The sequence below is a fragment of the Vulcanimicrobium alpinum genome, from assembly GCF_027923555.1.
In the GTDB taxonomy this organism is placed as follows: domain Bacteria; phylum Vulcanimicrobiota; class Vulcanimicrobiia; order Vulcanimicrobiales; family Vulcanimicrobiaceae; genus Vulcanimicrobium; species Vulcanimicrobium alpinum.
The window spans coordinates 3,386,777-3,411,703 of record NZ_AP025523.1 but is presented as its reverse complement, the minus strand read 5'-3'; the positions used below and the strand labels follow the sequence as shown (position 1 = coordinate 3,411,703).

31 protein-coding genes are annotated in these 24,927 nt (G+C 68.3%); 21 read left to right on the top strand and 10 right to left on the bottom strand.

The window, feature by feature from the left end; genetic code table 11:
- Nucleotide 1 precedes the first annotated feature (1 nt).
- From WPS_RS17475 to WPS_RS17460, 4 genes are all read left to right on the top strand, one after another.
- Nucleotides 2-979: a glycosyltransferase family 9 protein gene (locus tag WPS_RS17475; protein ID WP_317995736.1), complete on the top strand. Its 978-nt coding sequence runs from the start codon at nucleotides 2-4 to the stop codon at nucleotides 977-979.
- Nucleotides 976-1,893: a glycosyltransferase family 2 protein gene (locus tag WPS_RS17470; RefSeq protein WP_317995735.1), complete on the top strand. Its 918-nt coding sequence runs from the start codon at nucleotides 976-978 to the stop codon at nucleotides 1,891-1,893. Before WPS_RS17475 ends, WPS_RS17470 begins: the two co-directional genes overlap by 4 nt.
- Nucleotides 1,871-3,712 carry an aspartate--tRNA ligase gene (gene aspS, locus WPS_RS17465; protein ID WP_317995734.1) on the top strand — a complete coding sequence of 614 codons (1,842 nt, stop codon included), beginning with the start codon at nucleotides 1,871-1,873 and terminating at the stop codon, nucleotides 3,710-3,712. The genes WPS_RS17470 and aspS overlap by 23 nt, the downstream gene beginning before the upstream one ends.
- A 282-nt stretch (nucleotides 3,713-3,994) precedes the next feature.
- Complete coding sequence (locus tag WPS_RS17460) at nucleotides 3,995-4,801, top strand: DpnI domain-containing protein (protein WP_317995733.1); 807 nt, start codon at nucleotides 3,995-3,997, stop codon at nucleotides 4,799-4,801.
- Nucleotides 4,802-4,842: 41 nt separating this feature from the next.
- Here the strand turns inward: WPS_RS17460 and WPS_RS17455 are convergent, their stop codons facing one another.
- Both WPS_RS17455 and WPS_RS17450 read right to left on the bottom strand, forming a co-directional pair.
- On the bottom strand, nucleotides 4,843-5,040 hold the full coding sequence (locus tag WPS_RS17455) for a hypothetical protein (protein WP_317995732.1): 198 nt from the start codon (nucleotides 5,038-5,040) through the stop codon (nucleotides 4,843-4,845).
- Nucleotides 5,041-5,222: 182 nt separating this feature from the next.
- Nucleotides 5,223-5,924 (bottom strand): uracil-DNA glycosylase, encoded by a 702-nt coding sequence (locus WPS_RS17450; protein WP_317995731.1) that lies wholly within the window; start codon nucleotides 5,922-5,924, stop codon nucleotides 5,223-5,225.
- A 110-nt stretch (nucleotides 5,925-6,034) separates the two neighbouring features.
- Here WPS_RS17450 and WPS_RS17445 point away from each other — a divergent pair, with 110 nt between their 5' ends.
- Nucleotides 6,035-7,219: an MFS transporter gene (locus tag WPS_RS17445; protein ID WP_317995730.1), complete on the top strand. Its 1,185-nt coding sequence runs from the start codon at nucleotides 6,035-6,037 to the stop codon at nucleotides 7,217-7,219.
- On the opposite strand, the gene WPS_RS17440 is transcribed toward WPS_RS17445, so the two are convergent.
- The 5 genes from WPS_RS17440 to WPS_RS17420 form a co-directional block, all read right to left on the bottom strand.
- Nucleotides 7,177-7,695 carry a tRNA (cytidine(34)-2'-O)-methyltransferase gene (locus WPS_RS17440; RefSeq protein WP_317995729.1) on the bottom strand — a complete coding sequence of 173 codons (519 nt, stop codon included), beginning with the start codon at nucleotides 7,693-7,695 and terminating at the stop codon, nucleotides 7,177-7,179. The genes WPS_RS17445 and WPS_RS17440 overlap by 43 nt on opposite strands.
- Nucleotides 7,696-7,702: 7 nt before the next feature.
- Nucleotides 7,703-8,599 carry a C39 family peptidase gene (locus WPS_RS17435; RefSeq protein WP_317995728.1) on the bottom strand — a complete coding sequence of 299 codons (897 nt, stop codon included), beginning with the start codon at nucleotides 8,597-8,599 and terminating at the stop codon, nucleotides 7,703-7,705.
- 7 nt (nucleotides 8,600-8,606) lie between these two features.
- Nucleotides 8,607-10,262 carry a peptide ABC transporter substrate-binding protein gene (locus WPS_RS17430; protein ID WP_317995727.1) on the bottom strand — a complete coding sequence of 552 codons (1,656 nt, stop codon included), beginning with the start codon at nucleotides 10,260-10,262 and terminating at the stop codon, nucleotides 8,607-8,609.
- Nucleotides 10,255-11,244 (bottom strand): N-acetyltransferase DgcN family protein, encoded by a 990-nt coding sequence (locus WPS_RS17425; RefSeq protein WP_317995726.1) that lies wholly within the window; start codon nucleotides 11,242-11,244, stop codon nucleotides 10,255-10,257. The genes WPS_RS17430 and WPS_RS17425 overlap by 8 nt, the downstream gene beginning before the upstream one ends.
- Before the next feature lie 65 nt (nucleotides 11,245-11,309).
- Complete coding sequence (locus tag WPS_RS17420) at nucleotides 11,310-12,338, bottom strand: dipeptide epimerase (RefSeq protein WP_317995725.1); 1,029 nt, start codon at nucleotides 12,336-12,338, stop codon at nucleotides 11,310-11,312.
- 54 nt (nucleotides 12,339-12,392) lie between these two features.
- Between WPS_RS17420 and WPS_RS17415 the strand changes: the two genes are divergently transcribed.
- Nucleotides 12,393-13,862, top strand: coding sequence for a cryptochrome/photolyase family protein (locus WPS_RS17415; protein WP_317995724.1), 1,470 nt, complete (start codon nucleotides 12,393-12,395; stop codon nucleotides 13,860-13,862).
- A gap of 369 nt (nucleotides 13,863-14,231) precedes the next feature.
- On the opposite strand, the gene WPS_RS17410 is transcribed toward WPS_RS17415, so the two are convergent.
- Nucleotides 14,232-14,927: a hypothetical protein gene (locus WPS_RS17410; RefSeq protein WP_317995723.1), complete on the bottom strand. Its 696-nt coding sequence runs from the start codon at nucleotides 14,925-14,927 to the stop codon at nucleotides 14,232-14,234.
- 57 nt (nucleotides 14,928-14,984) lie between these two features.
- Between WPS_RS17410 and WPS_RS17405 the strand changes: the two genes are divergently transcribed.
- From WPS_RS17405 to upp, 5 genes are read left to right on the top strand one after another with little or no spacing between them, the layout of a single operon-like run.
- Nucleotides 14,985-15,293 (top strand): hypothetical protein, encoded by a 309-nt coding sequence (locus WPS_RS17405; protein WP_317995722.1) that lies wholly within the window; start codon nucleotides 14,985-14,987, stop codon nucleotides 15,291-15,293.
- Entirely contained in the window at nucleotides 15,290-15,547 is a 258-nt protein-coding gene (locus WPS_RS17400) for a hypothetical protein (protein ID WP_317995721.1), read from the top strand. The genes WPS_RS17405 and WPS_RS17400 overlap by 4 nt, the downstream gene beginning before the upstream one ends.
- A gap of 9 nt (nucleotides 15,548-15,556) precedes the next feature.
- The gene (locus WPS_RS17395; protein ID WP_317995720.1) at nucleotides 15,557-16,804 is read left to right on the top strand and encodes a serine hydroxymethyltransferase; all 1,248 of its coding nucleotides are present in this window, start codon (nucleotides 15,557-15,559) and stop codon (nucleotides 16,802-16,804) included.
- A gap of 7 nt (nucleotides 16,805-16,811) precedes the next feature.
- Nucleotides 16,812-17,357 carry a GNAT family N-acetyltransferase gene (locus WPS_RS17390; RefSeq protein WP_317995719.1) on the top strand — a complete coding sequence of 182 codons (546 nt, stop codon included), beginning with the start codon at nucleotides 16,812-16,814 and terminating at the stop codon, nucleotides 17,355-17,357.
- Between the two features lie 48 nt (nucleotides 17,358-17,405).
- Nucleotides 17,406-18,056 (top strand): uracil phosphoribosyltransferase, encoded by a 651-nt coding sequence (upp, locus tag WPS_RS17385; protein WP_317995718.1) that lies wholly within the window; start codon nucleotides 17,406-17,408, stop codon nucleotides 18,054-18,056.
- Here upp and WPS_RS17380 read toward each other — a convergent pair.
- The gene (locus tag WPS_RS17380) at nucleotides 18,053-18,505 is read right to left on the bottom strand and encodes an SRPBCC family protein (RefSeq protein ID WP_317995717.1); all 453 of its coding nucleotides are present in this window, start codon (nucleotides 18,503-18,505) and stop codon (nucleotides 18,053-18,055) included. The genes upp and WPS_RS17380 overlap by 4 nt on opposite strands.
- Nucleotides 18,502-18,864 carry an ArsR/SmtB family transcription factor gene (locus tag WPS_RS17375; protein WP_317995716.1) on the bottom strand — a complete coding sequence of 121 codons (363 nt, stop codon included), beginning with the start codon at nucleotides 18,862-18,864 and terminating at the stop codon, nucleotides 18,502-18,504. Before WPS_RS17375 ends, WPS_RS17380 begins: the two co-directional genes overlap by 4 nt.
- 124 nt (nucleotides 18,865-18,988) lie before the next feature.
- On the opposite strand from WPS_RS17375, the gene WPS_RS17370 reads away from it, so the two are divergent.
- From WPS_RS17370 to atpH, 10 genes are all read left to right on the top strand, one after another.
- Entirely contained in the window at nucleotides 18,989-19,435 is a 447-nt protein-coding gene (locus WPS_RS17370; RefSeq protein ID WP_317995715.1) for a deoxycytidylate deaminase, read from the top strand.
- 3 nt (nucleotides 19,436-19,438) lie between these two features.
- The gene (locus tag WPS_RS17365) at nucleotides 19,439-20,449 is read left to right on the top strand and encodes an MraY family glycosyltransferase (protein WP_317995714.1); all 1,011 of its coding nucleotides are present in this window, start codon (nucleotides 19,439-19,441) and stop codon (nucleotides 20,447-20,449) included.
- 135 nt (nucleotides 20,450-20,584) lie between these two features.
- Nucleotides 20,585-21,730, top strand: a complete 1,146-nt coding sequence (gene wecB / locus WPS_RS17360; protein WP_317995713.1) for a non-hydrolyzing UDP-N-acetylglucosamine 2-epimerase — start codon at nucleotides 20,585-20,587, stop codon at nucleotides 21,728-21,730.
- Entirely contained in the window at nucleotides 21,727-21,915 is a 189-nt protein-coding gene (locus tag WPS_RS17355; RefSeq protein WP_317995712.1) for a hypothetical protein, read from the top strand. The genes wecB and WPS_RS17355 overlap by 4 nt, the downstream gene beginning before the upstream one ends.
- Before the next feature lie 113 nt (nucleotides 21,916-22,028).
- On the top strand, nucleotides 22,029-22,361 hold the full coding sequence (locus tag WPS_RS17350; protein WP_317995711.1) for a hypothetical protein: 333 nt from the start codon (nucleotides 22,029-22,031) through the stop codon (nucleotides 22,359-22,361).
- Nucleotides 22,361-23,098 (top strand): F0F1 ATP synthase subunit A, encoded by a 738-nt coding sequence (gene atpB / locus WPS_RS17345; protein ID WP_317995710.1) that lies wholly within the window; start codon nucleotides 22,361-22,363, stop codon nucleotides 23,096-23,098. Before WPS_RS17350 ends, atpB begins: the two co-directional genes overlap by 1 nt.
- An 11-nt stretch (nucleotides 23,099-23,109) precedes the next feature.
- Nucleotides 23,110-23,400: an ATP synthase F0 subunit C gene (gene atpE / locus WPS_RS17340; protein ID WP_317995709.1), complete on the top strand. Its 291-nt coding sequence runs from the start codon at nucleotides 23,110-23,112 to the stop codon at nucleotides 23,398-23,400.
- A 32-nt stretch (nucleotides 23,401-23,432) separates the two neighbouring features.
- Nucleotides 23,433-23,858, top strand: coding sequence for an ATP synthase F0 subunit B (locus WPS_RS17335; protein WP_317995708.1), 426 nt, complete (start codon nucleotides 23,433-23,435; stop codon nucleotides 23,856-23,858).
- A complete protein-coding gene (locus WPS_RS17330) occupies nucleotides 23,855-24,343 on the top strand; it encodes a F0F1 ATP synthase subunit B family protein (RefSeq protein ID WP_317995707.1) in 489 nt (162 codons plus the stop codon). Before WPS_RS17335 ends, WPS_RS17330 begins: the two co-directional genes overlap by 4 nt.
- Complete coding sequence (gene atpH / locus WPS_RS17325; RefSeq protein ID WP_317995706.1) at nucleotides 24,343-24,879, top strand: ATP synthase F1 subunit delta; 537 nt, start codon at nucleotides 24,343-24,345, stop codon at nucleotides 24,877-24,879. The genes WPS_RS17330 and atpH overlap by 1 nt, the downstream gene beginning before the upstream one ends.
- Nucleotides 24,880-24,927: the final 48 nt, after the last annotated feature.

Genomic DNA, 24,927 nt, shown 5'->3' with positions numbered 1-24,927 from the left:
CGTGCGCATCCTGCTCTCGCGCACCGATCGCGTCGGCGACCTGATCCTTTCCACGCCGGCGATCGCGTCGATGCGCCGCTCGTTTCCCGACGCGCACATCACCCTCGCGTGCAGCCGCTACAACTCGGTCGTCGTCGACCGCTCGCCGGACGTCGACGAGCTCGCGATCCTGCCGGAGGACGTCGCGCCGGCGGCGTTCGGTTCGCGGTTCCGCGGCGTCGATCTCGCGGTCGCGCTCGCACCGCGCAACGTCGATCACGCGCTCGTCGCGGCGACGCGCGCGCCGCGCCGCGTCGGCTACACCTACGCGACGCGCTACCTCGCGCGGCTGACGCTGCGCACGAAGCTCACCGACGTCGTGCTGAGCCAAGCCGATCCGGCGACCGCCGAACGCCGCCCGCGCATGACGATCGCGCACGAGGTCGATCAGGTGCTCGCGGTCGCGATCGCCGCCGGGGCGACGACGCTCTTCCGCGACCTCGTCCTTCCGGTGACGGAGGACGACCGCGCCGCTGCCGGGCCGCTCCCGCCGCGTCCGATCGTCGTCCAGCTCGGAAAGCGCTGGACCGAGGGCGGCTCGACGGCCGAGAGTGCGCTGACGCTCTTCCGGGAGCTGCGCGCGCTCGGACATCCGCTCGTCGCAACCTACGGCGACGACGCCCGCGCGCTCGGCGAAGCGGTGGGCCGTGCCGGCATCGCCGACCTCGTGCTCGGCGATCTCTGCTTTCACGCCTGGGCCGCCGTATTCGCGCAGGCCGCGTGCGTGCTGACGATCGATACGGGTGCGACCCATGTCGCAAGTGCCGTCCGCGTCCCCACCGTCGTCGTCTTCGAGCACAAGTGGTTCCGGCTGGCGTCTCAGGAATGGTCGCCGTACCGCGTGCCGAACGCCATCCTTCGCAAACCGCCGGACGAGTCCGACGCATCGCTGCGCGCTTCGCGCGCCGAGATCGTCGCCGCCGTCGCCTCGCTCTTATGACTGCTGACGTTCTTCGCATCTCGGTCGTCGTTCCGACCTACAATCGCCTCGACACGCTGCGGCACGTGGTGCCGTCGCTCGCCGCGCAGGATCTGCGCCGCGGCGAGTTCGAGGTGATCGTCGCCGATTCACATTCCACCGACGGCACCGCCGAGTTCCTTGCGAAATTCGCCGAACGGCATCCGTTCGTGCGGCACCTGCCCGGGCCGTACACCGGACGCGCGTCGGCGCGCAACGCCGGGATCGAGGCCGCGCGCGGCCGCATCGTCCTCTTCACCGACGCGGACATCATCGCGTCGCCGGATCTGCTCTCGCGGCATCTCGCCCATCACGAACGACCCGGCGTGCGTGCCGTCGTCGGAATGGAAGTGCAGGTCGTCTCGTACGAGGACTACCTCGCCAAGCGCGCCGATCGCAGCAAACGCCTCCCGCTCCACGGTGAGAAGCCCAAGAAGCTCTCGTGGCTCTACTTCCTCACCGGCAACGCGTCGGTACCGAAGGCGGAACTCGATCGCGTCGGCCGGTTCGACGAAGACTTCACCGGCTACGGTCACGAGGATCTCGAACTGGGCTATCGTCTGCAGCACGCCGGCGTCCCCATCTTCTACGAGCCCAACGCCGTCGACTACCATTGGCATCCGGTGCCGTGGGACGAGCAACAGCAGAAGTACGAACTCGCCGGACGCTCGACGGTCCGCTTCTATCGCAAGCATCCGGCCTGGGACGTACAACTGCGCCTCGGGATGACGCCGGTTTCGCTCGCGCTGCACGACGTCGTCGATCGCGTCGCGCCGCTGAAGGCGTGGATCGAGAACGGCGCCGGCAAACCCGGCTTCTCGCGCACGCTCTCCTACCAATATCACTACCTCACCGGAGTCAAGGCCGCGCTTCGTGGATCATCTTCGTCACGCTGACCCCCGTCACGCTGACCCCCGTGACGCTGAGCCTGTCGAAGCGCAGCCCGTCTCGTGCGGTGAGCTCACCGCCGCCGACGTCGGCCGGGCCGTCGCACTCAACGGCTGGGTCCACCGCCGCCGCGATCACGGCGGCCTGATCTTCATCGACGTGCGCGACCGCAGCGGCCTCACGCAGGTGACGTTCGATCCGTCCAACGCCGCGGTCTTCGCGCTCGCGGAGACGCTGCGCAGCGAAGACGTCATCTGCGTGCGGGGCGAAGTCCGCCGCCGCCCCGCGGGGACCGAGAATGCGAAACTCCCGACCGGCGACGTCGAGGTTCCGGCCGGCGCGCTCGACGTGCTCAACCGCTCGGAGACGCCGCCGTTCGTGATCGCCGCCGACGAGGAGCCGTCGGAAGACGTGCGGCTGCGTTGGCGCTATCTCGATCTGCGGCGGCCGCGGATGCAGCGCAACCTCACCATGCGCCACCGCATCGTGAAGGCGATCCGCGACTACTTCGACGAGCATGGTTTCCTCGAGATCGAAACGCCGACGCTGATCAAGTCGACGCCGGAAGGCGCGCGCGACTACCTCGTACCCTCGCGCGTCCATCGCGGAAACTTCTACGCGCTTCCGCAGTCGCCGCAGATTCTCAAACAGATTCTGATGATCGGCGGCCTCGGCCGCTACATGCAGATCGCGCGCTGCTTCCGCGACGAAGATCCGCGTGCCGACCGCCAGCCGGAGTTCACGCAAGTCGACGTCGAGATGACGTTCGTTTCGCAGGACGACGTGATGCGCACGATGGAAGGCGCGGTGCGCTACGTGTGGGAGCACGTCCTCGACGTCGCCGTCCCGCACCCGCTCCCGCGCCTCTCGTACGCGGAGGCGATGTGCGACTACGGCTCCGACAAGCCCGACCTGCGCTTCGACGTGAAGTTCGCCGACGTCGACGACCTCTTCCGCGGCGGCGCTTTCGGCTTGTTCGCCGGACTCGCCGAGAGCGATGCGAATCGGATCGTCGCGCTTCGCTACCCGGGCGGCGCGTCGCTCTCACGCCGCGACTTCGACGCGCTCAGCGAACTCGCCAAGCAGTTCGGCGCGAAGGGACTCGCCTACGTCGCGTTCGCACCGGACGGCGTGAAGGGCTCGATCGCGCGCTTCGTCGACGAGGCGCTGGCAGCGCGGCTACGCGAACGCACCAGCGCGGGCGACGGCGACGCGCTGCTCTTCGTCGGCGACGCGCGCGCAACGGCCAACGACGTCGCCGGCCGCCTGCGCCTCGAGATCGGCGATCGCCTCAACCTGCGCGATCCGCACGCATATGCGTTCTGCTGGGTGAGCGGCTTCCCGCTGTTCGAAAAAGATCCCGAGACGGGCGAGATCACGTTCTCGCACCATCCGTTCACCTCGCCCGAGCCGGGCCAGGAAGCGCTCTTCGACAGCGACCCGCTCGCGATCACGGCGCGCCACTACGATCTCGTGCTGAACGGCTACGAGCTCGGCAGCGGCTCGATCCGCAACCACACGCCGCAGTTTCAGGAAAAGGTCTTCAAGCGGCTCGGCCTCAGCGACGAACAGATCGAGGACCGCTTCGGCTTCTTCATGGAAGCGCTGCGCTACGGCGCGCCGCCGCACGGCGGAATGGCCCTCGGAATCGACCGGATCGTGATGATCGCCTGCGGCGAGACGTCGATCCGCGACGTGATCGCGTTCCCCAAAAATCAGATGGCGCGCGATCTGATGATGGATGCGCCGTCCAGCGTCCCCGAGAAGGCGCTCGACGAACTCGGCCTGCGGATCGTCGTTCCGACTGCGGGGACCGAGAAGAATTAGGTCCTCGCCAGAGAGCGCGTCCCAAACCCGAGAGTCCTTTCCTCGCGACGGTACCGAATCTCATAGGTTTCGACGCGGATGTCTCTCCGTTGCCGTGTAGACTCGCCTCTACCAAGGACATGGCTGCAGACATCACGTGATCCGCGCCGCACGCGATCGCGGCGGTATCGCGAAACGTAAGCACGAGGGTTCCGAACGCGTTGCATTTCGGAGCCGTGCAGCTTCCGACGAGTTGCGGGTTTTGGCCGACCCGCACGCGATGCGTGATCATGGGCCGCCCGATTGGCGAAACCGGATCGCAAGGTCCTGCTGCAGAATGCGATCGAGGTGACCTCCCCCCTGCGTTCATGGAAATTGCTCGTTCAGGACGTCGTCGAGAAGCAACCTCGCCACTTTACCCTCGCCGACGTTCTTCGATACGAAGATGAGTTGCGAGCTGCATATCCATTGAATCGCTTCGTCGGCGCGAAAATCAGACAGAGTCTTCAAGTCCTCCGCGACCAGGGTGTGTTGCGATTTCATGGAGGCGGCCGTTACGAGCGTCTCGACGCGCCGGCGACATTCAGCCCCTTGATCGATGCGACTCTCGCGGAGGGGTACTCGAGTCGGGCGCAGATCGCCCGCATCGTCATCGAAACGTGGGCGGAGATGAATCTCTATTGTCTGCGCTGCACCCGCGATGCGTTGGCGCGACTCCCGGCAAACATGCCCGTCGCAGACTTTGCCTGCATTTCATGCGACGCTCGGTATCAGCTGAAAGCGAAAGACGGGCGAATTGGATCGACGCTTATTGGAGCCTCGTACGCAACGACGATCGGTGCGGTGCGCGAGGGCGCAATGCCGGTTTACATTCTTGCCGAATTCGACGGTCGCGGCGCAAGCGTCGTGTATGCCGATGCTTTGCCGGGATCGCTCATCGACGAGCCCCGCATCATCGCCCGCAAGCCACTCTCTCCAAATGCACGTCGGGCGGTCTGGCAGGGCTGCATCATCAATGTCGACGGGATACCGCGCGTCCCGATCGTCGAGCCCGCAGGTGCGGACCGTGCCGACGTGCGCCGACGCTGGGGAGAGCTGCACCCTTCTTGATTTGAGCACCGCCCCACCGCTACCGGTGCCGCGACCGGCTGCTAGAAGGGGTGGATGTCGCGGCGCGTCTCGCGGAAGAGCATCTTGCGATTGAGATCGCGCAGCGCGTCGATTGATTTCTTGTGCTCCTCGGAACGCCCGTATTTGGTCGCGGCGCGGAGCGATGCATCGAGACTGCGCTCGCGCGCGGCGTACACCAGGAAGGCGGTGAGGTCTCGATCGTCGATCCGGTAATGCATGGCCCGTCGAGAGTACCCACGCTCTCGAAATGCTATGCATGCTCGCGGACGTACGAAAACATGCGCTGCGCTTCCCGGGCCGGCACGGTATCTTCGCGAAAAGTCTGGCGCGGTGGCCGAATCCGGACACCGCGTCTGGCGGTTACCCGCACCTCGGTGAGCCCAATCACGCTTGCTCCGGCTCAGCGCAATGCAAGCGCCCGGGCGCGAACGAAGACGGCATCGAGCATCGGCTCGGTCAGGACGCCCGTGTTGGTGTTCTGACGGCTCGGATGATACGACGTGAGGACGACGACGTCGCGGAGCGGGCCGAGATCGACGGTCGTCTCGGCGAGATGCGCGAACGGAGCGCGGCCGCTGCGGTAGGCGCCGCGCTCCTTGACCATCGCATGGATCGTGTCGTCGGCGAGTTTGCCGAGGGTGACGATCACGCGCGCGTGGGCGAGCGTGTCGAGTTCTTCGCGCAGATACGGCAGGCAGCGCGCGCGCTGCTGCGGCGTCGGCTTGTTCCCGGGCGGCGCGCAGCGCACGGCGGCGGTGATGAAGGCGTCGCGCAGCGCGAGCCCGTCGTTGCGGTCGACCGCGTGCGGCTGGTTCGCGAAGCCGGCGCGATGCAGGGCGCGGTACAGCCACTCGCCGCTGCCGTCGCCGGTGAACACGCGCCCGGTGCGGTTGGAACCGTGCGCCCCCGGCGCGAGGCCGACGAGTACGACGCGTGCGTGGGGATCGCCCCAGCCGGGGACCGGCTTCGCCCAGTACTCGTGCTCGCGAAACGCGCGCTTCTTCACGCGCCCGACGTCGGCGCAATACGCGCGGAGTTCCGGACACCGGCGGCAGCGGACGACGCGCGCTCCGATCGCCTCGATGGTCGCAGACGGCCTCACGGAGGCGAGAACTCTCCCGCCATTGGCGGACTTCCTGCGTCTTTTCGCCTATTCGCCTCCGTGCTGCCATGTCAGAATCGCCTTGTATGAGCCGGCTCGACGTTCGATCGATGGCCTTGCTAGGGATCGCTCACGTCGCCGACGACTGCAACCAGAGCTTCGTCCCGGCGCTCCTGCCGTATCTGATCGCCGCCCGCGGCCTGACCCACACCGAGGCCGGCACGCTGGTACTCGCGCAGGCGATCGCGTCGTCGGTCCTGCAGCCGGCGATCGGCCAGCTCGCCGACCGCCGCTCGATGCCGTGGCTGATCGCGCTCGGACTCGCGCTCGCCGGCGGCGGCGTCGCGCTGGTCGGGATCGCACCGACGCTCCCGCTGCTCTGGGGGAGCGCGCTCATCAGCGGAATCGGCGTCGCGATGTTCCATCCCGAGGCGGCCCGCTTCGCCAACTACGTCGCCGGCGCGCGCAAGGCGACCGGGATGCGCTGGTTCGCCGCCGGCGGGAACGTCGGTTTCGCGGTCGGTCCGGCGTTCGCGACCGCCGCGATCGCCGCATGGGGCCTGCACGGAACGCTCGCGGCAGCGATCCCGGTGCTGGTCGTCGGCGCCGCGGTGCTGTACGAGGTCCGTCGTCTGCGTACGTTCGTCCCCGCGCACGCCACGAAGCGCACCGGGCAGGGCACCGACGACTGGCGCGCGTTCGGCACGCTCTCGATCTTCGTCGTCGTGCGCTCGATGGCGTACTTCGGGTTCGTCGCGTTCGTCCCGCTGTACGTCGTCGAAGTGCTGCATGCGCCGGCGGCGGTCGGCGACGGCCTGCTGACGATGTTCCTGGTCTTCGGCGTGCTCGGAACGCTCTCGGGCGGTCCGATCGCCGACCGTTTCGGCCGGCGCACCGTGCTGGTTGCGTCGACGGGGATCGCTGCGGTGATGACGGCGGTGCTCGTGGCGACGACGCACGGCGGCAGCTTGCCCCTCGCGATCCCGCTCCTCGCGATCACCGGCTTCGTCTTTGTGGCGTCGCAGTCGGCGTACATCGTCCTCGGCCAAGAGTTCTTGCCGAATCGCATAGGGCTCGCGTCCGGGGTGACGCTCGGGCTCGCCGTCTCGCTCGGCGGCGCGTTCGCGCCCGTGATGGGACAGATCGCCGACCGCTGGGGCGTGAGCGCGACGATTCTCGCGGCGGGGGCGCTCTGCGTGATGGCGGCGGCAGCGGCGTTCGCGCTGCCGGCGGACCGCCGCGGCGAGAGGCTTCAGCGCAAGCCGGGGAAGCCCAACGCGGAGAGCGCCGCGTAAGTCACGATCCCGACCGACGTCGAGAGATTGATCGAGCGCACCGCACCCTCGCGCATCGGGATGCGCAGCGCGCGGTCCACGTGCGCGTCGAGCAGCCGCTGCGGCAGCCCCGCGGTCTCTTTGCCGAACACGAGCGCGTCGCCGCGCGCGAACGGCGCCTGCGCGTAGGTGCGTTGCGCGCGCGTCGTGAGTAGCCAGCAGCGATCGATCGCAAACGTCGCGAGAAACGCGTCGAGCGAGGGATGCGTCACGACGCCGAGCGCGTTCCAGTAGTCGAGCCCGGCGCGCTTGAGCGTGCGGTCGTCGACCGTAAACCCGAGCGGCTCGACGAGGTGCAGCGCGCAGCCGGTCGCAGCGCACAGGCGCGCGACGTTCCCGGTGTTCGGCGGGATCTGCGGCTCGACGAGCACGACGTGCAGAGGCGCGTCGCGCACCGCGTCGAGCGCGACGAGCCGGTCTTGCGGCTGCGCGCCCACCGCCGCGCTACGTGCGCTGCGCGGCGGGGCCGCCGGCGTTCGCCAGTGCGGCGAGTTCGGCGCTGCGCGCCGCCGGTGCGACGAGGTATGCGACGCCGCCGTGCTCGCGGAAGACGCGGTCGAGCGCCGCGCGCGGATAGCGCGTCGCGATCGCCGGCGCCGCTGGGTCGTTCACCTCGACCCAGGCGCGCCCGATCCCGCACACGACGATCAGGTGGCCGTCGCTGTGCTCGAGAGGCGCGCCCGGCAGCTGATCGCCGTGCCAGCTGATCGAGATCGCCACCGGCAAGCCGGCGGCGAGGAACGCCGCGACGTGGTCGAGCCCGCTCAGATACGCGACGACCGCGCGTAGACCGTGCGCTCCCGCGTACGCGGTGTTGAACGCCCAGTTGCCGTGACCACGATACGAACTGTCGAAAGCGCCGTCGGCGATATCGTTGACGCTCGCGTTGATCCCTTGCGCCCGCATCAGCATCGCGAGCGAGGCGGCGGAGCACCAGCCGCGCTCGCGCGGAAACGCGGCGAGATACTGCGACACCTCGGGCACTTCGAGCGGCGCGGCTCGCTCGACGCGCGGCACGCGTGTGCCCGCGGCCGGTGGGACCGTCACCGCGACCGCGTCCAGCGCGACGCTGCTCTCGATCTCGATCGCCGTCAGCGCAACGTCGCTGCGCACGATGTCGATCGCGATCCGGGTGACGGCGTCTGCGCCGTCGAGCGAGCGCCGCATGCTCGGCGCCCAGTGGACGTACGGAAGCGCATTCGAGACCGTGCCGTCGGCGCGGTGCGCGATCAGCGCGAGCCGGCCGCTCGGCGCGGCCGCATTCCACGAGACGACCGCGCGCGTTGACGGCGCGACGCGCACCAGCGCGTGCGTGCCGGGCCGTTCGATCAGGTGCAGCACGGCGGCCTCACAACGTCCACTCCCAGCAGTTCCAGTAGTTCGAAATGTACGAGGCAGGCTTCCAGTTCTTCAGATCCGAGTTCACCGCCGAGAACGAGTTCTGCCAGTAGAGGTACACGACGGGGGCGAGTTCGTGGACGCGCTCGGCCTCGCGCTGATAGAGTGCTTTGCGCTTCGCGCGGTCGAACGTCAGCAGCGCGTCGTGACTGGTCTGCGTGAGGACGGGATCGTTGAGCCAGGTCGTGTTCGCGCCGTGCGGCGGGATGAACTTGCCGCTCCAGAGCCCCTCGTTGTCGGGATCCGGCGCGTCGGTGTAGATCGTGAACTCGCTGTCGAACTTGCCGGTATAGATGGGACCGTTCTGCGCGAAGAGCAGGCTCGTCTGATAGTTTTTGATCTCGAGCTGGATCCCGACGGCGCGCAGATCTTGCTGCATCTGCACTTCGGCCTGCACGTTCGCCGGCTTCGACGGCGTGGTCGAGACGGAGAACGCGAACGGCACGCCGCCCTTCATGCGCATCCCGTCGGCGCCGGCGTGCCACCCCGCGGCATCGAGCAGTTTCTTCGCGTTCTCGACGTCGTACGGATAGTTGCTGATCCCGACCGGCGCCGCCCAGTTCGTCGGCAGCAGATCGCTCACCGCGCGGATGTTGTAGCCGTGGTAAATGGTCTGGTTGATGCGATCCCAATTGACCGCCTCTGCGATCGCGCGGCGTACGCGTACGTCCGCGAGCTGCGGCCGCGAGGTGTTGAACTCCAAGCGGCGATAGTTCGCGCTGAGCTGTTTGGTGATGGTGTAGCCGGTGAGCTGCGGAAGCCGCGGGATCTGCACCTCGGGGACCGATTCGTACAGGTCGACCTCGTGCGTCTGCAGCTCGTTGAAGAGCGTGTCGGCGTTGGGGACGATCTTGATCGCGATCGTGTCGAGCCCGGGCTTGCCGCGCCAGTAGTTCGGGTTCGCCGCGAACTCCAGCGACGCGCCGTGGTTCCACTGGGTGAGCACGAACGGCCCGCTCGAAATCGGCTTCGCGTTAAACGGCGCGTGGTTGATGTCGGGCAGCTTCGCGAGCAGGTGCGCGGGGAGCGGCGGGACCGCAGCGCCGCCGAACGCCCAGATCCCGAGGATCCCGGAATAGACGTTCTTGAGGTGCACGGTCGCGGTGAGGTCGTGGTCGCTGAGATCGATCGCGCGGATGTCGTCCCAGCCCAGCCGCAGTTTCGCGTTGTTCGCGGGGTTCATCACCGCGTGCCAGGTGAAGACCAGGTCGCGCGCGTCGTACGGCGCGCCGTCCGACCATTTCATGTTCGGGCGGAAGTGCAGGGCGATCGTTTTGCCGTCGGCGCTGATCCCGTGGTTCGCGATCGTCGGGACGACCGCCGCCGCGGCGGGCAGAAACTCCCCGTTCGGATCGTAGCGGAAGAGCGGTTCGTCGATCAGGTTGCTGATCTGATCCGCCGCGTCCGTGTGGGAGAACATCTCGTTGAGGCTGTCGGGCTCTTCGCCCGCGAAGCCGATCGTGAGATGGCCGGGCTTCGTCCACGGGTTCTTCGGCGCACCGCTCGCAGCGGGGGCGCCGCCGGCGGGCGCGCCGGCGGAGTCGACCTTCGTGCAGGCGCTTACGAGCACGGCGCAGGCGGCGGCGAGTGCTAGGAGCTTACGCATGCAGCACGCTCGTCTTCACGATCGCCGGCGCGATGGCATCGTAGAGGGCGTGCGGACCGTTGCGCACGACGTCGTCGCACGGCAGACCCGTCTCGGCGCGGGCGCGCTCGATGTGTTCGCGCGCTTCGTCGTCGGTGCACTCGCGCGTGTTGAGCGCGATCCCCACGACCGGCGCCGGCTTGACCGTCGCGCACAGCGATTCATACGTCCGGATCAACGCACGATAGGAGAGAATCGGCACGTCGTAGTCCTCGATCACCGTTCGCGCGACGTTGTGCACCAGGACCAGCGCGTCGGGCGCTCCGCCGTACATCAGCGCCAGGGTCACCGGCGCGAACGCCGGGTTGTTGATCCCGCCTTGCCCTTCGAGAAAGAGCAGATCGCGCGCGCGCCGCTGCCCTTCGAGGACGAGGTGTTCGGCGGCGCCCGGTGCGAAGTCGGCGACGACGCGATCGATCGCGGTCCCCCAGCCGGCGATCGCGATCCCGATCTGTCCGGTCGCCACGAAGGCGGCGTCGGCGCCGCGGTCGCGCGCGGCGCGCGTCAACTCGAGCGAGGCCGTCATCTTCCCGACCGCGGCATCGCTGCCGACGGTGAGGACGATGCGCGCGGTGACGTCCCACGCCGCGCCGGAGAAGAGCGGCGCCGCCGGCGGGAGCCGCAGATCCCAGATCCGCGAGTCGTGTTCCCGCGCGAGCGCCGCGAACTCTTCGTCGTCGCCGAGCATGGCGTGCAGGCCGCTCACGATCTCGAGCCCGGCGCGCATCCCGATCCGGATCGCCTCGCGAAACTCTTCCGGCAAGGCGCCGCCGGCGGGCGCGATCCCAACGAGGAGCGAGGTGGGATGGTACGCGAGGCCCGCGTCCACCGACGCGACTACCGGCGCGTCGCTCTCGAGATACGGCAGGACGTCGCGCACGCGCTTCCCTGCGTAGTCGGGATCGATCACCGCGACGACGGTGTCGCTCGAGTAGCGGATCACGCCGTGCGACATCTTGGCCGCGCGCGAGGTGAGCGCGTGCGGTGCGAGGATGAGGTAGCGGCGCTTCAGCGGACCGCCCCCGCCAAGTCGTCCTGCGGCTGACGCGGACGCACGCCGAGCCCCGGTCCGTCCGGCAGCACGATCTTGCCGTCGTCGTAGGTGATCCCCGTGAACGGATCGCGCGCGGTGAGGAACGGCCCGTCGAGGTCGGCCCAGTCGACCAGCGGGCTGAGATGCGCCGCCGCCGTCGCGAGGATCTGCGACTCGACCATGCAGCCGAGCATGATCTTGAAGCCCATCGCGCGCGCGGTGTGAATCATCGCCAAGGCGCCGCGGATCCCGCCGCACTTCACCAGCTTGACGTTGATCCCGTCGACGCAGCCGAGCAGCGCCGGCAGATCGCGCGCGTCCTTCGAGTCTTCGTCGGTGACGATCGGGATCGGCGAGCGCTCGCGGATCCAGCGCAGTTTCTCCGGCGATCCGGCGGGGATCGGCTGTTCGCAGAACTCGATCTCGAAGCGAGCCAACTCGCACAGCAGCTCGACGGTCTGTTCGGGCGTCCACCCTTCGTTCGCGTCGATGCGGATCGTGCCGGCGTAGATCGAGCGGATCGCGGCGACCGTCTCGATCTCCGCGCCTTTGCCGAGCTTCACTTTGAGGACGGGATGCGTCCCGACTTCGCGCACCTTCGCGAGCGTCTCGTCGAGGTCGCTGATCCCGATCGTGAACGAGGTGCGCGGGGTCTGCGCCGGATCGACGCCGAGCAGGCGCCACAGCGGACGGTCGACGTCCTTGCTGATGCAGTCGTGCAGCGCGATGTCGAGCGCGCACATCTGCGCCGGCGGGAGGCCGTGCAGGAGGCGCTCAAGCGCGTAGGGATCGTCGCCGAGCCGGAGCCCAGAGAGGCCGGCGGTCACGCTCTGCACGCTCTCGCGATACCGTTCGATCGGCGCGCTCTCGCCGAGCGCGTCGATCCCATTCCAGTGCAGGCGCAGCAGCACCGAATGCGCGACCGATTCGGAGCTGCGCGCGATGGTGAACGTATGCTTCAGCGGGAGATCGAGCGGTTCGACCGAAAGCGAGATGGCAGGCACCTGGAGGCGTTCACGTTCGACGGTCGGCGGCCCCTGCGGCGTCCAAGCACGGAGATGGCCCAACGGTATCCGCTCTCGCTCGTCTGGCTGCGCCGCGATCTGCGGCTCGACGATAACGTCGCGCTGCGCCGCGCCGCCGAAGCGAGCGAATGGATCGCGTGCGCGTTCGTCCTCGATCCGCCGCTGCTGCGCGGACCGCGCGTCGGACCGCCGATCGTTCAGTTCTTCTTCGACTCGCTTGGTGTGCTGCGCGAGCGCCTTCGCCAGCAGGGCTCCGATCTCGCGCTCCTCGAGGGTGACTTCTCCGGCGAACTGGTGCGCTTGGCCCGCCGCATCGACGCGCGCGCGGTCTTCTACAACGTCGACTACGACCCCGACGCGGTCGCCCGCGACGAGGGCGTCGAGCGCGCGCTGCGCGCCGCTGGCCTCGACGTGCACGCTCAGACCGACCACGTGTACTTCGGCGCGCGCGACGTGCTGCAGGAGAGCGGCAAGCCGTACACCGTGTACACGCCGTATCGCCGGCGCTGGAATGCGCGCTTCGACGCGGAGCCGCATCCGCCGGTCGCCTCCGAACGCGCAGCGGGGCCGAAGCTGCTCGCGCGCGATGCGATCGGTGCGACCTGCGAGGTCCCGCGCCCCGAAGACTACGGCCACGCATCGAGCGAGCGCTATCCGCGCGGGGGGAGCGCACAGGCGAAATCGCTGCTGCGCGCGTTTCTGACGGACGAGATCGACACATACGCCGAACGGCGCAACGCCCCGGCGCTCGACGGCACATCGCATCTCTCACCGCATCTGCGCGCCGGCACGATCGGGATCCGCACGCTGGTCCACACCGCAGCGAAGCGCGCGGCGGCCGCGCGCGGTGCGTCGCGCACCGGAATCGACACGTGGACCGGCGAGCTGGTGTGGCGCGATTTCTACCAGCAGCTGCTCGTGCATTTCCCGCGCGTCGCGCATCAACCGTTCGTCGAGGCGGCGACGGCGATCGCGTACGAACGCGACGAACGCCGCTGGAACGCGTGGCGCGACGGCACGACCGGCTACCCGATCGTCGACGCGGCGATGATCCAGCTTAACACGACGGGCTGGATGCACAACCGCCTGCGCATGATCGTCGCGTCGTTCTATACCAAGCATCTACTCGGCGACTACCGCGACGGCGAGCGCTACTTCGAACGGCACCTCGCCGACGCCGATCTGGCGGCCAACAACGGCGGCTGGCAGTGGTCGTCGTCGACGGGGACCGACGCGGCGCCGTACTTCCGCGTCTTCAACCCGACGCTCCAAGGCGAGAAGTTCGATCCGGACGGCGCATTCGTGCGCGCGATGATCCCCGCGCTCGTCAAGGTGCCGTCGATGTACGTCCATCAGCCGTGGACCCTGCCGCCGCTCCTGCAGGCCGAGTACGGCTGCGTCATCGGCCGCGACTATCCCGCTCCGATCGTCGACCATGCCGAAGCGCGCAAGCGCGCGATCGACGTGTACGGTGCCGCACTCGGCAGGCGCGTGCGCACGTAAGTCTGCTGTCAAGTCTTGACGATGGGTATACGATACCGGAGCGACAACGACTGCGGTGGTTCGCGGAGGTTCCATGTGGTGGACCAACGTCGAAACCTAGGGAGCATCAGCTCCGGATACGACCGGATGTTCGCCCTTCGGGTCTGAACACTGGGCGCCCGGGCCGCACCCACCTGCACAGGCAGGTCGACAACTTGGTTCCAGACGGCCGTTGCGGTCGTGTCGCCCCTCTCACGCCGAGCCGCGTCACGCTGACCCGCGTCACGCCGAGACGCGTCACGCTGACCCCGCGTCACGCTGACCCCGCGTCACGCCGAGCCCCGTCACGCTGAGCTTGTCGAAGCGCAGCTCCGCTCGCGCCGCCCGCCTTTACCGCACCCCCGCCCGCAAGGTCGCCGCCACCGCGCCCACCTCTTCCCAGGGCGCTTCCCCTGCCGGCACCGCGAGCAGAATCCACCCTCGCCGCGCCGCCTCGCTCACCCCCGAGGGATCGTCCCCCGCCGCAAAGCTGAACGCCGGAAACCGCTCCTTCGGCCCGAACGCCGCCGGATCGGCCGACGCCGGCGGACACGCCCGCAGCCACGCGCTGTCGACGTCCTTGAGCAGGTGCCGGACCTCGCCCAAATCGGGTCCGAGCGTCCCCGCCTGCGGCGGCACCACCAGCGTCACGTTCGCCGCCTTGGCCGCCTTGCTCGCCGCCTTCGCGACCGCGACCGCCTCGACGAAGCTCGCCGGCGGCACCTCCCCCGGCGGCGGTAGCGCCGTGCGCACGATCGAAGCCCCGAACTCGCGGGCGACCGCCAGCGCCGCATCGCGCTCCGCGGCCGGCATCCCCGGCGCGAGCAGACCCGGCGCATCGACCCCGAATGCCACCAGCCCCAAGTCGATCGCGACCTTGCGCAACTGAGCGACGTACTCGACATCCGTCCGCGGGAAGTCGGCGATATCCGCGAGCACGCCGTCGACGTTCAGCGCGGACGCGCACCGCTCGACCCACTCGAGCTGCGTGAGGCGACCGGAGGCGAGCGGACGCCGGAACGACGAACTCGAGACAGCAATGCGCATCTCCGCCGCCCTTCCGCAGTCGAATCCGATCACCATGCGCCGCGGACGCGCCGCACGATGATCGCGCGCGTCGGCGCGGGGCTCGCGGTGCTGCTGCTCGCGATCGCCGGGTTCAAAGCATCGCGATCGTGGGGCGGCACACATTGGCCGCAGGCCGAGTTCGATCTGTTCGTCACGTTTCTGCTTTCGATCGCGCTGCTCGTCGCGGGCGCGCTCGCGGCGAACGTCTCCGGCGACTATGCCGTTGCGATCCGCCGCGGCGTGCGCGCCGGTGACGAAATCCTCCAGCAGGGTACGATCCTGGGGTATGTCGGGGTCGCCGTGATGACCGTCGCCACGATCGCCTGGATCGCCCTGCGGCGATGATCGACCGCCAGACGCTGGGGAACATCGTCCCCCTCGCCGCCGTCGTGATCGCGCTGGCGGAGTGGCTGCTCGACCATACCTATCCGCGCTACGCGAGCCCGTGGTTCTGGCTCGCGCTGATCGCGACGATCGGACTGCTCGTGCTGGTCCAGGTGCTGCGCTTCACCGGGGCGCCGAAACGCCCGCCGGCGAAACCGGATTATTCCGCTACGTCCATCATCCGCCGCCGCGTCGACCCCGACGATCAAGGATAACGCCCGCCGATGCAACTGCTGCAGCCCGAGACGCTCGCCGTTCAGGATCCCGAACTCTGGGCGTCGATCGAGAACGAAGAGCGCCGCCAGCGCGACAACCTCGAGTTGATCGCGTCGGAGAACTACGCCAGCCGCGCGGTGCGCGAAGCGACGGCGTCCGTGATGACCAACAAGTACGCGGAGGGCTATCCCGGCAAACGGTACTATGGCGGCTGCGAATTCGTCGACGTCGCCGAGACGCTCGCGATCGAACGGCTGAAAAAGCTGTTTGGCGCCGCGCACGCCAACGTCCAGCCGCACGCCGGCGCGCAGGCCAACATGGCCGCGATGATGGCGGTGCTGCAGCCCGGCGACACGATCCTGGGGATGTCGCTCGCGCACGGCGGCCACCTCACGCACGGCACGAAGGTCTCGTCCAGCGGCAAGCTCTACAACGCGCTCGCCTACGGCGTGCGCAAGGACACCGAGCTGATCGATTACGATCAGGTGCGCGAGCTCGCGCGCGAGCACAAGCCGAAGCTGATCATCGCCGGCGCGAGCGCGTATCCGCGCACGATGGACTACGCGCCGTTCCGCGAGATCGCCGACGAGATCGGCGCGCTGTTTCTGGTCGACATGGCCCATATCGCGGGCCTGGTCGCCGCCGGTCTCCATCCGTCGCCGGTCCCGTTCGCGCAGTTCGTCACCTCGACGACGCACAAGACGCTGCGCGGGCCGCGCGGCGGGATCATCCTCAGCACTGCGGAGTACGCGCAGGCCGTCGACAAGAGCGTCTTTCCCGGAATTCAGGGCGGACCGTTCATGCACATCATCGCGGCGAAGGCGGTCGCGTTCGGCGAAGCGCTCCAGCCGTCGTTCCGCACCTACCAGCAGCAGGTGCTCGACAACGCGCGCGCGATGGGCGAGGAACTCCTGCGCGCCGGCGTGCGGCTCGTCGGCGGCGGAACCGATACGCATTTGCTGCTCGTCGATCTCACGCCGAAGAACCTCACCGGCAAAGCCGTCGAGCACTACCTCGACGAGATCCGCATCACCGTCAACAAGAACGCGATCCCGTTCGATCCGCAAAAGCCCGCAGTCACGAGCGGGATCCGCATCGGGTCACCCGCGATCACCTCGCGGGGCTTCGGTGAAGCGGAGGCGCGCGAAGTCGGCAAGATCATCGGCGAAGCGCTCACCGACATCGAGACCGGCGCGAAGAAGGACGCGCTGCGCGCGCGCGTCGCGGAGTTGACCGAACGCCACGACGTCCCGTAGCGCTCCGGTGACGACGGATCGCCTGCGCCTCAAGCCATACTCGGTGCGGCACGCGCCGGCGATCCTCGACTACTATCTGCGCAATCGCGCGCACCTCGAGCGTTGGGAGCCCGAACGTCCGCCCGAGTTCTACGCGCTCGCGTATCACCTGCGCGAATGCGAGCGCGCGGAGAGCGCGGCGCGCAACGGCGAGTACGTGCGCTTCGCCGCATTCGCCCGCGACGGCGACGCGCTCATCGCGCTGGTGAACCTGTGGAACATCCGCCGCGGCGTGATCCACGCCGCGATAATCGGATATTCGGCGGATGAAGCGCACGGCGGGAACGGGTACGCGACCGAAGCGGCGGGCGCGGTGGTCGGCTACGCCTTCGACGTCCTCAAACTGCACCGTGTCGAGACCAGCTATCATCCGCTCAACGAGCGCAGCGGCCGCGTGCTGCGCAAGCTCGGCTTCGCCGTCGAAGGCTACGCGCGCGACTACCTCTACATGAACGGCCGCTGGAACGACGCGATCCTGGTCTCGCGGATCAACCCGCAGTGGCGCCCCGGCTGACCCGCGTCCGCGGCAGGGCGCCCGTCATCGCGGCACAAGAACGGAAGCGTGCCCGAGCCGCTGATCGTCGATCATCCCGCCGTCCAGGATCGGCTGGCGCGTCTGCGTGACGCGTCGACGCCGACACCGGTATTCCGGCGGCTGGTCGAAGAGTTGGGTCAACTCCTCGCGTACGAGGCGACGCGCGACCTCCCGCAGACGGAACTCGAACTGCAGACGCCCGTCGCGCTTGCCAAGGTGCGGCGGATCGCGACGCGTCCGGTCGCCGCGCCGATCCTGCGCGCCGGCCTTGGGCTGCTGCCGGGGTTTCTCGCCGTCGTCGACGACGCGGTCGTCGCGCACTTGGGCTTCTACCGCGACCCGAAGACGCTCGCCGCGATCCCGTATTACGCAAACCTGCCGGACGATCTGGGACAGCGCGACGTGTTCGTCCTCGACCCGATGCTCGCGACCGGACACTCCGGCTCGGCCGCGCTGTCCCTCCTGGCGCAGCGCGGCGCGAAGGCCCCGGTGTTCGTGTGCATCATCGCCGCGCCCGAGGGCCTTGCGACCCTCGCGCGCGTGCATCCCGACGTTCGCGTCGTCACCGCCGCGGTCGACGAGCGGCTCAACGATCACGGCTACATCGTCCCCGGTCTCGGTGATGCCGGAGACCGCATGTTCGGATCGACGAGCAGCGTGCCGAGTTCGTCGGGTTAAGCCGTGCGGTTGCGCGCGGTGTAGTCGTGCAGCCAGCCGAGAACCAACGTCCAGCCCTGGTCGTGGTCGCTGCGCTCCTCCGCATCGACGAACCCGGTGTGCGTCACGCGCACGAGCGATCCGCTGCCGCGTTCGCTGATGTCGAAGCGCACGAGCGTCTGGACCGCATCGCCGTCGCTCCAATCGTAGTTCCAGGTGTACTCCAGCGTGTGCGGCGGCTCGATCACACGGTAGACGCCGAATGCGGCGAACGCATGGCCGTCGCCGCCCGTGCCCTCGGTGCGCCAGGCGCCGCCGGCCCGCAGATCGACGTCCATCCGGTCGACCTTATACTTGTCGCCGCCCCACCACTGCACGAGCTGTGCGGGGTCGGTGAGCGCGGCGAAGATCGCCGCCGGCGTGGCCTCCATCGCGACTTCCTGAACGATGGCCGGTTGCTGAGTGATCATGTCGATTTCTCCACGTGCGCTTTCAACGCGGCAAGGTTGTGCGTCCAGAAGGCGGTGTAGTCGCTCAGCCAGGTTTCGACTTGACGCAACGGTGCGGGGTTGAGCGAACACATCGTCGAGGTTCCCTCCGCGCGATCGTGCACGAGCCCCGCGTCGCGCAGCATCCGCAGATGCTTCGAGACTGCCGGCCGGCTGATGCGGAAGTTGCCGGCGATCTCGCCGACGGAGCGCTGTCCGCCGCGCAGCAGTCCGAGGATCTCGCGTCGCGTCGGATCGGCGAGCGCTTTGAAGACGACATCGTCGGCGTGGCGGCGCGAGCGGTGCGCTCGCGCGCGCCGGCCGGCTGAGGCGAGCGGCACGTCGGGCTCCTTGGAAACCTGTTGGTTACGCAGCCAATGGTAACCGACCGGTTACGAAAGTGCAAGCCTCCTCATGCACGCGCGACGGGCCGTCCGGAGATGCGCGGCGAACGAGATTCCCTCGGTGCACGGCGTGGAACGTCCCGGCTGGGACGCGTACTTCATGGAGATCGCGCGGACGGTGGCGACGCGGGCGACCTGCCCGCGCGCACGCGTCGGTGCTGTCCTCACCCGCGACAAGCGGATCCTGACGACCGGCTACAACGGCGCGCCGCGCGGCGTCCCCCATTGCACCGACGCCGGCTGCATGATCGTCGACGGCCATTGCCTGCGCGCGACGCACGCCGAGGCGAACGCGATCGTGCAAGGGGCGCTCCACGGCGTCTCGCTCGCCGGGGCAACCGCGTATTGCACGCATCAGCCGTGCGCCGGCTGTTCGAAACTGCTCATCTCGGCCGGGGTCGAACGGATCGTCTACGCAGATGCCTATCGCGACGCCGTCGCAAGCGAGCTGCTCGCGGAGGCGGGCGTCGCTCTGGAACACTTCACTCGCGAGCCGATACGAGCATAACGCGTGAACTCTCTCGTCATCGTCGCCGGTCTCGTCCTTGCCTTCGCGACCGCGGTCTTCACGACGCCGTACGTGCGGCGGCTGGCCCTCAACGTCGGAATGCTCGACGCCACCGGCGAGCGCCGGATGCACGATCAGCCCAAACCCCGCATCGGCGGGATCGCCGTCTACCTCGGCTTCGCGTTCGCGTTGTTCTCGGCGCTGGGCTACCTCATCAATACGCACCATGTCGACGACGTCGGCAAGGTGCACGACATCGTCAACTCGATCGTCGGCCTGATCTTCGGCGGCACGCTGATCCTCATGGTCGGGATCTGGGACGACGTGATGGGGATGAGCCCGCGCGTCAAACTGCTTGCTCAGGGCGTCGTCGCGTCGATCTCGATGCTGTACGGCTTCAACATCGCGTTCGTGCAGAACCCGTTCCACCACGGTGAGATCATCTATCTCCCACTCTACATCAGCATCCCGGTGACGCTGCTGTGGTACCTCGGGATGATGAACGCGATCAACTTCATCGATGGTCTCGACGGGCTGCTCTCCGGGCTCACGGCGATCGCCGGAATGTTTCTGCTCATCATCAACCTCTCGCAAGGGCATCCCGAGATCGCGCTGATCCTCGCGGCGCTGGTCGGCGGGGCGCTGGGGTTTCTGCCGTTCAACTACAATCCGGCGAAGATCATCCTCGGCGATTCGGGCGCGCTCTTCATCGGCTACGTCTTCGCCACGGTATCGATTCTCGGCGCGAGCAAGGTCGCGTTCACGATCTCGCTGCTCGTCCCGCTGGTGCTGCTCGGCCTCCCCGTGCTCGACACGGCCGCCGCGATCGTGCGCCGCACCGCCGCGGGCAGGAAGATCTACGAAGCCGACCGCGGCCACTTCCACCACCAGCTGATCTTCCGGTTCGGCCTCAACGTCCGCCAAGCGGTCCTGCTGATCTACGCGCTGTGCATCGCGCTCGGCGTGGTGGCGCTGTTCCTCTCCGGCGGCGTCGGCACGCTGAAGCTCGCGTGACGCCGTCGAGTTGGTGATGGAGCGAGCGCCGCGGGATCGTGCCCCTGCACATCGGCCTCTTGCGACCTCGGACCCGGGGGCCCCGCGCCGCAGGCGTGGGGGGCGCGCAGCGTGAGCGGAGCGCCTTTACGGGTCATGGCCGTGATGGGGACGCGGCCGGATACGATCAAGATGGCGCCGGTCGTGCATGCGCTGCAGGCGCATCCGGAGATCGAGGCGATCGTTTGCGTCACGGCGCAGCATCGCCAGATGCTCGACGACGTGCTGCGTCTGTTCGAGATCGAGCCCGACATCGATCTCGACATCATGACGAAGTCGCAGTCGCTCACCGACATCACGACCCGCGTGCTCATCGGGATGGAAAAAGTGCTCGATTCGTGGCGTCCCGACGTCGTGCTCGTGCACGGCGATACGACGACCTCGACCGCCGCCGCGCTCGCCGCGTTCTATCAGAAGATCCCCGTCGGCCACGTCGAGGCGGGTCTGCGCACCTCGTCGATCGCCGAGCCGTTTCCCGAAGAGGCGAACCGCCGTCTCACCGGCGTGCTCACGTCGCTGCACTTCGCGCCGACCGCGCGCGCGAAAACGAATCTCCTCGCCGAGCGCACCGCGCACGCGCACATCGCGGTCACCGGCAACACCGTCATCGACGCGTTTCTCGCGACGGAGCGCCGCGTCCGCGAGCGCGGGATCGCAACGCCGTCGCTCGACGGCCTCGACCCCGCGCGCCGGATGATCTTCGTGACCGCGCACCGGCGCGAGAATCACGGCCGGATGGGCGAGATCGCGCGCGCCGTCGCGACGATCGCGGATTTCCCCGAACATCCCCAGATCGTGTGGCCGGTCCATCCCTCGCCGCAGGTCGCGCCGGTCGTGCGGCACGTCCTCGGCGGCCATCCCGGCGTCCGCCTCGTCGACCCGCTGAACTATGCCGAGACGGTCGCCGCCGTCGCGGCCTCGCGCTTCGTTCTCACCGACTCCGGCGGGCTCCAAGAGGAAGCCCCGACCCTCGGCAAGCCGGTGCTGGTGATGCGCAACGAGACCGAGCGCCCTGAAGGGCTCGAGGCCGGAACCCTGCGGCTGATCGGCGCCGACTACGAGCGGATCGTCGCCGCGACCCGCGAGCTGCTCACCGATCCGGTCGTCTACGGGCGGATGGCGCACGCGTCGAACCCCTACGGCGACGGCCGGGCTGCGGAGCGGATCGCCGCCGGCCTCCTGCACGTCCTGCGCGGCGCCCCCGCCCCCGCCGAGTTCGCGCACCCGCTCGCGGCGGTATGATCGGCCGGCTGCTGGCCGCGGCCGGCGCCTTCACCGGGACGGTGATCGGAGGCTTCCTGCTGGGCCTGCTCGTCGCGCGCGCCACCGGCGCCGGGTGGTGGATCGCCGTCGGTTTATTCGCGGGACTGGCCGTCGGCGTCGTGGTGATCGCCGCCGCCCTCCGCCCCTTTTTGCGGTCGTCGTGAGCGTGGATGCAAGAAAGGTCCAGGAGGGGACCGCCCAAAGCGGGCACAATGGAACGGGCGCCGACCCGTCGGCCGAACTGCGCGCTTACCACGCGAGAAAGCGGCTGATCTCCGTGCGAACGCTGCTTTTCCTCACCCCGCTCGTCGTATCTGCGACGGTGCGGAACCCGGTCGCGGGGCTCGAACTCGCGCTCGGCGGGGGGATCGGCGTACTGAACATGTTGGCGGTGATGCGCAACAACGAACGGCTGCTCGAAGGCGGCCGCTCACGTGCGATGTTCGCCCTCAGCGGTCAGGTACGGATCTTCGCGGTGGGCCTTCTCCCGGTGGCAGTCGCCCTCCGCCTCGGATCGTTCTGGACGGTCGCGCTGTATTTCACCGGATTCTTCACGCCGCTCGCGTTGTACGCGATCGACTACCGCAGATCGATTCGACAAGGAACCTAGTGCACGAGCAAATCGGCGAACATCCGACCTGGCAGTGGCCGGTGCTCGGATCGGTCCACGCTGACACGATCCTGACGACGTGGGTCGCGATGGTCATCGCGCTCGCGTTCTTCTGGTGGGTCGGTTCGATGTACCGCACGCGCGGGAACCGCGTCGGCAAGACTCAGGCCACCTTCGAAGGGATCATCCAGTTCCTCTCCGATCTCGCGGTGGGGACGCTGGGGCCGAAGGGCGAGGGCTACGTCCCGGTCTTCGTCGGCATCTTCCTCTTCATCTGGATCCTCAACGAGTTCGGCGTCCTGTTCCTCAAGGCGCTCGGCCTGCCGTTCGGCGGATCGCCGACGGCCGATCTGAACACGACCGCCGCCTTCGCGATCACCGTCTTCGTCAGCATCCAGGCGATCGCGATCCGCAAGAGCGGGATCAAGGCCTACGCCCACCTCTTCAAACCGTACGCGGTCCTCTTTCCGATCAACCTCATCGAAGAGATCGCGCGGCCCGTCGTCCTGGCGATGCGTCTCGCGTTCAACATCCTGGCCGGCGAACTGCTGCTCTTCGTCGTCGCGACGATCATCGTCGCGAACGTGCAGGTCGGCCCGCTCAACATCTCCGTGCTCTCATCGGTCGCACCGATCGGGATCGAGTTCTTCAACTTCCTGATCGGCACGATCCAAGCGTTCGTGTTCACCCTCCTCACCATCGTCTATCTGTCCTTGGCCACGTCCGAGGAACACTAGAAAGGTCCATCGTGGGTTCTGATGCTCTGCTCGCCGCCGTTCTGATCCTCGGGTTCGCCCTGATCGTCGCGGCAGTCGCCCTGGGTTCCGCCGTCGGTGACGGTATCGTCGCCTCGAAGGCGGTCGAATCGATCGCGCGTCAGCCCGAAGCGCGCGGCAACATCTTCACGTTCTTCTTCCTGGGCGTCGGCATCTTGGAAGCGTTCCCGATCATCGGGCTGGTGCTCGGCTTCTTCCTGTTCTTCGCGGTCGGCGGCGGCGTGCTGCCCCTCGCCACCAAGCTCGTCTCGGGCGGGCACTAGTCGGCCTTGCGTAACGGGGATCGGAGGACGTCATGCTGAGTATCGACGGGACGCTGATCGTTCAGCTCGTCAATTTCGTCGTGTTCCTCGCGATCCTCAACGCGATCTTCTTCAAGCCGGTCGGTGCGGCGATCGCGAAGCGGCGGGCGTACATCGACGGGCTCAAGCACGACATCGAGCAGCTGCAGGGCGACGCCAAGTCGATCCGCACGACCGCCGAAGGCCGCCGCGCGGCGGCCCGCCGCGAAGCCGACGACGTGCTCGCGAAAGCGCGCACGGCGGCCTCGGCCGAGACGGACGCGATCATCGTGGCGGCGCAGGGCAAAGCGAGTGAGATCGTCACCAAGGCGCACGCCGACGTCGCGACCGAGCTCGACGCGGCGCGCGCGAACGAACCGCAGCTCATCGACGCGCTCGCGAACGAGATGCTCTCGCGGGCGATCGGAGGAGCGGCGTGAGCCTCGAACTCCTCGCCCAGTGGTCGCAGATCGTCGGCGCGATCGTCTTCGTCGTCGTGATGGTGTGGCTGTGGAACAAGTACCTCGCGCCCGGCGTGAAGAGTTACCAGGCCGCGAAGAACGCGGAGCTCGCGGAGGCCGAAGCGCGCCGCGAGCGCCTGCGCGCCGACGTCGCCGACGCGCGGGGTGAAGTGGAGCGCGCCGAGAGCGAGGCCAAAGAGATTCGCACGCGCGCCGAGCGCATGGCCACGCGCGAACGCGAAGCGGCGATCGCCGCGGCGCACGCCGAGGCCGAACGGATCGTCCGCAACGCCGACGGCGAGCTGGCCCGCGCCCGGCTGGCCGCGCGCGACCGCCTGCGCGTCGAGCTGATCGAAAAAGCCCTGCGCAAGGCGCGCTCGGAGGCGTCCGGTCGCGTCGATGCGGCGACGAACGAGCGGCTCGTCCAGCGGACCGTTGCGGACCTCGCGGAGAAGAAGCTGTAGTGCCCAACGAGACGCTCGCGCGCCGCTACGCCACCGCCGTGTTCGAACTCGCCCGGGAAGCAGGCAAGGTCGGCGGCGTTCAGCACGACCTGCACACCTTCACCGAGGCGCTCGCCGCCGACGAGGACGTCCGCAAGTTCTTCCGCTCGCCGGTCGTCGACCGTCACGAGAAGGAGACGATCGTCGGGCAGGCCTTCGACAAGCTCGACCCGATCGCGCTGCACACGATCCTGCTGCTCGTGCGCAAGCGCCGCGAGAACCTCGTCGAGGAGATCGTCGCGCAGTTCGACATCCTCGAACGCGAGGCGCGCGGCGCGCAGGAACTGCGCGTCAGCAGCGCGCGCGAGCTCTCGAAGGCCGAGCTCGACGCGATCGTCCAGCGCCTCTCCTCCGCCTACCACACCGCCTTCGACGTGACGCAGAACGTCGACGCCGAGCTGATCGGCGGCGTCCGCATCACGATGGGCGACAAGCTCGCGGACGGCACGATCGCCGGCCGCCTCGACGACATTGCCCGCCTGCTGTCCACAAACTAAATGTCAATGTTCACGTGTGCGCCCTCGGGGAATCCCGCCCTCTCTGAA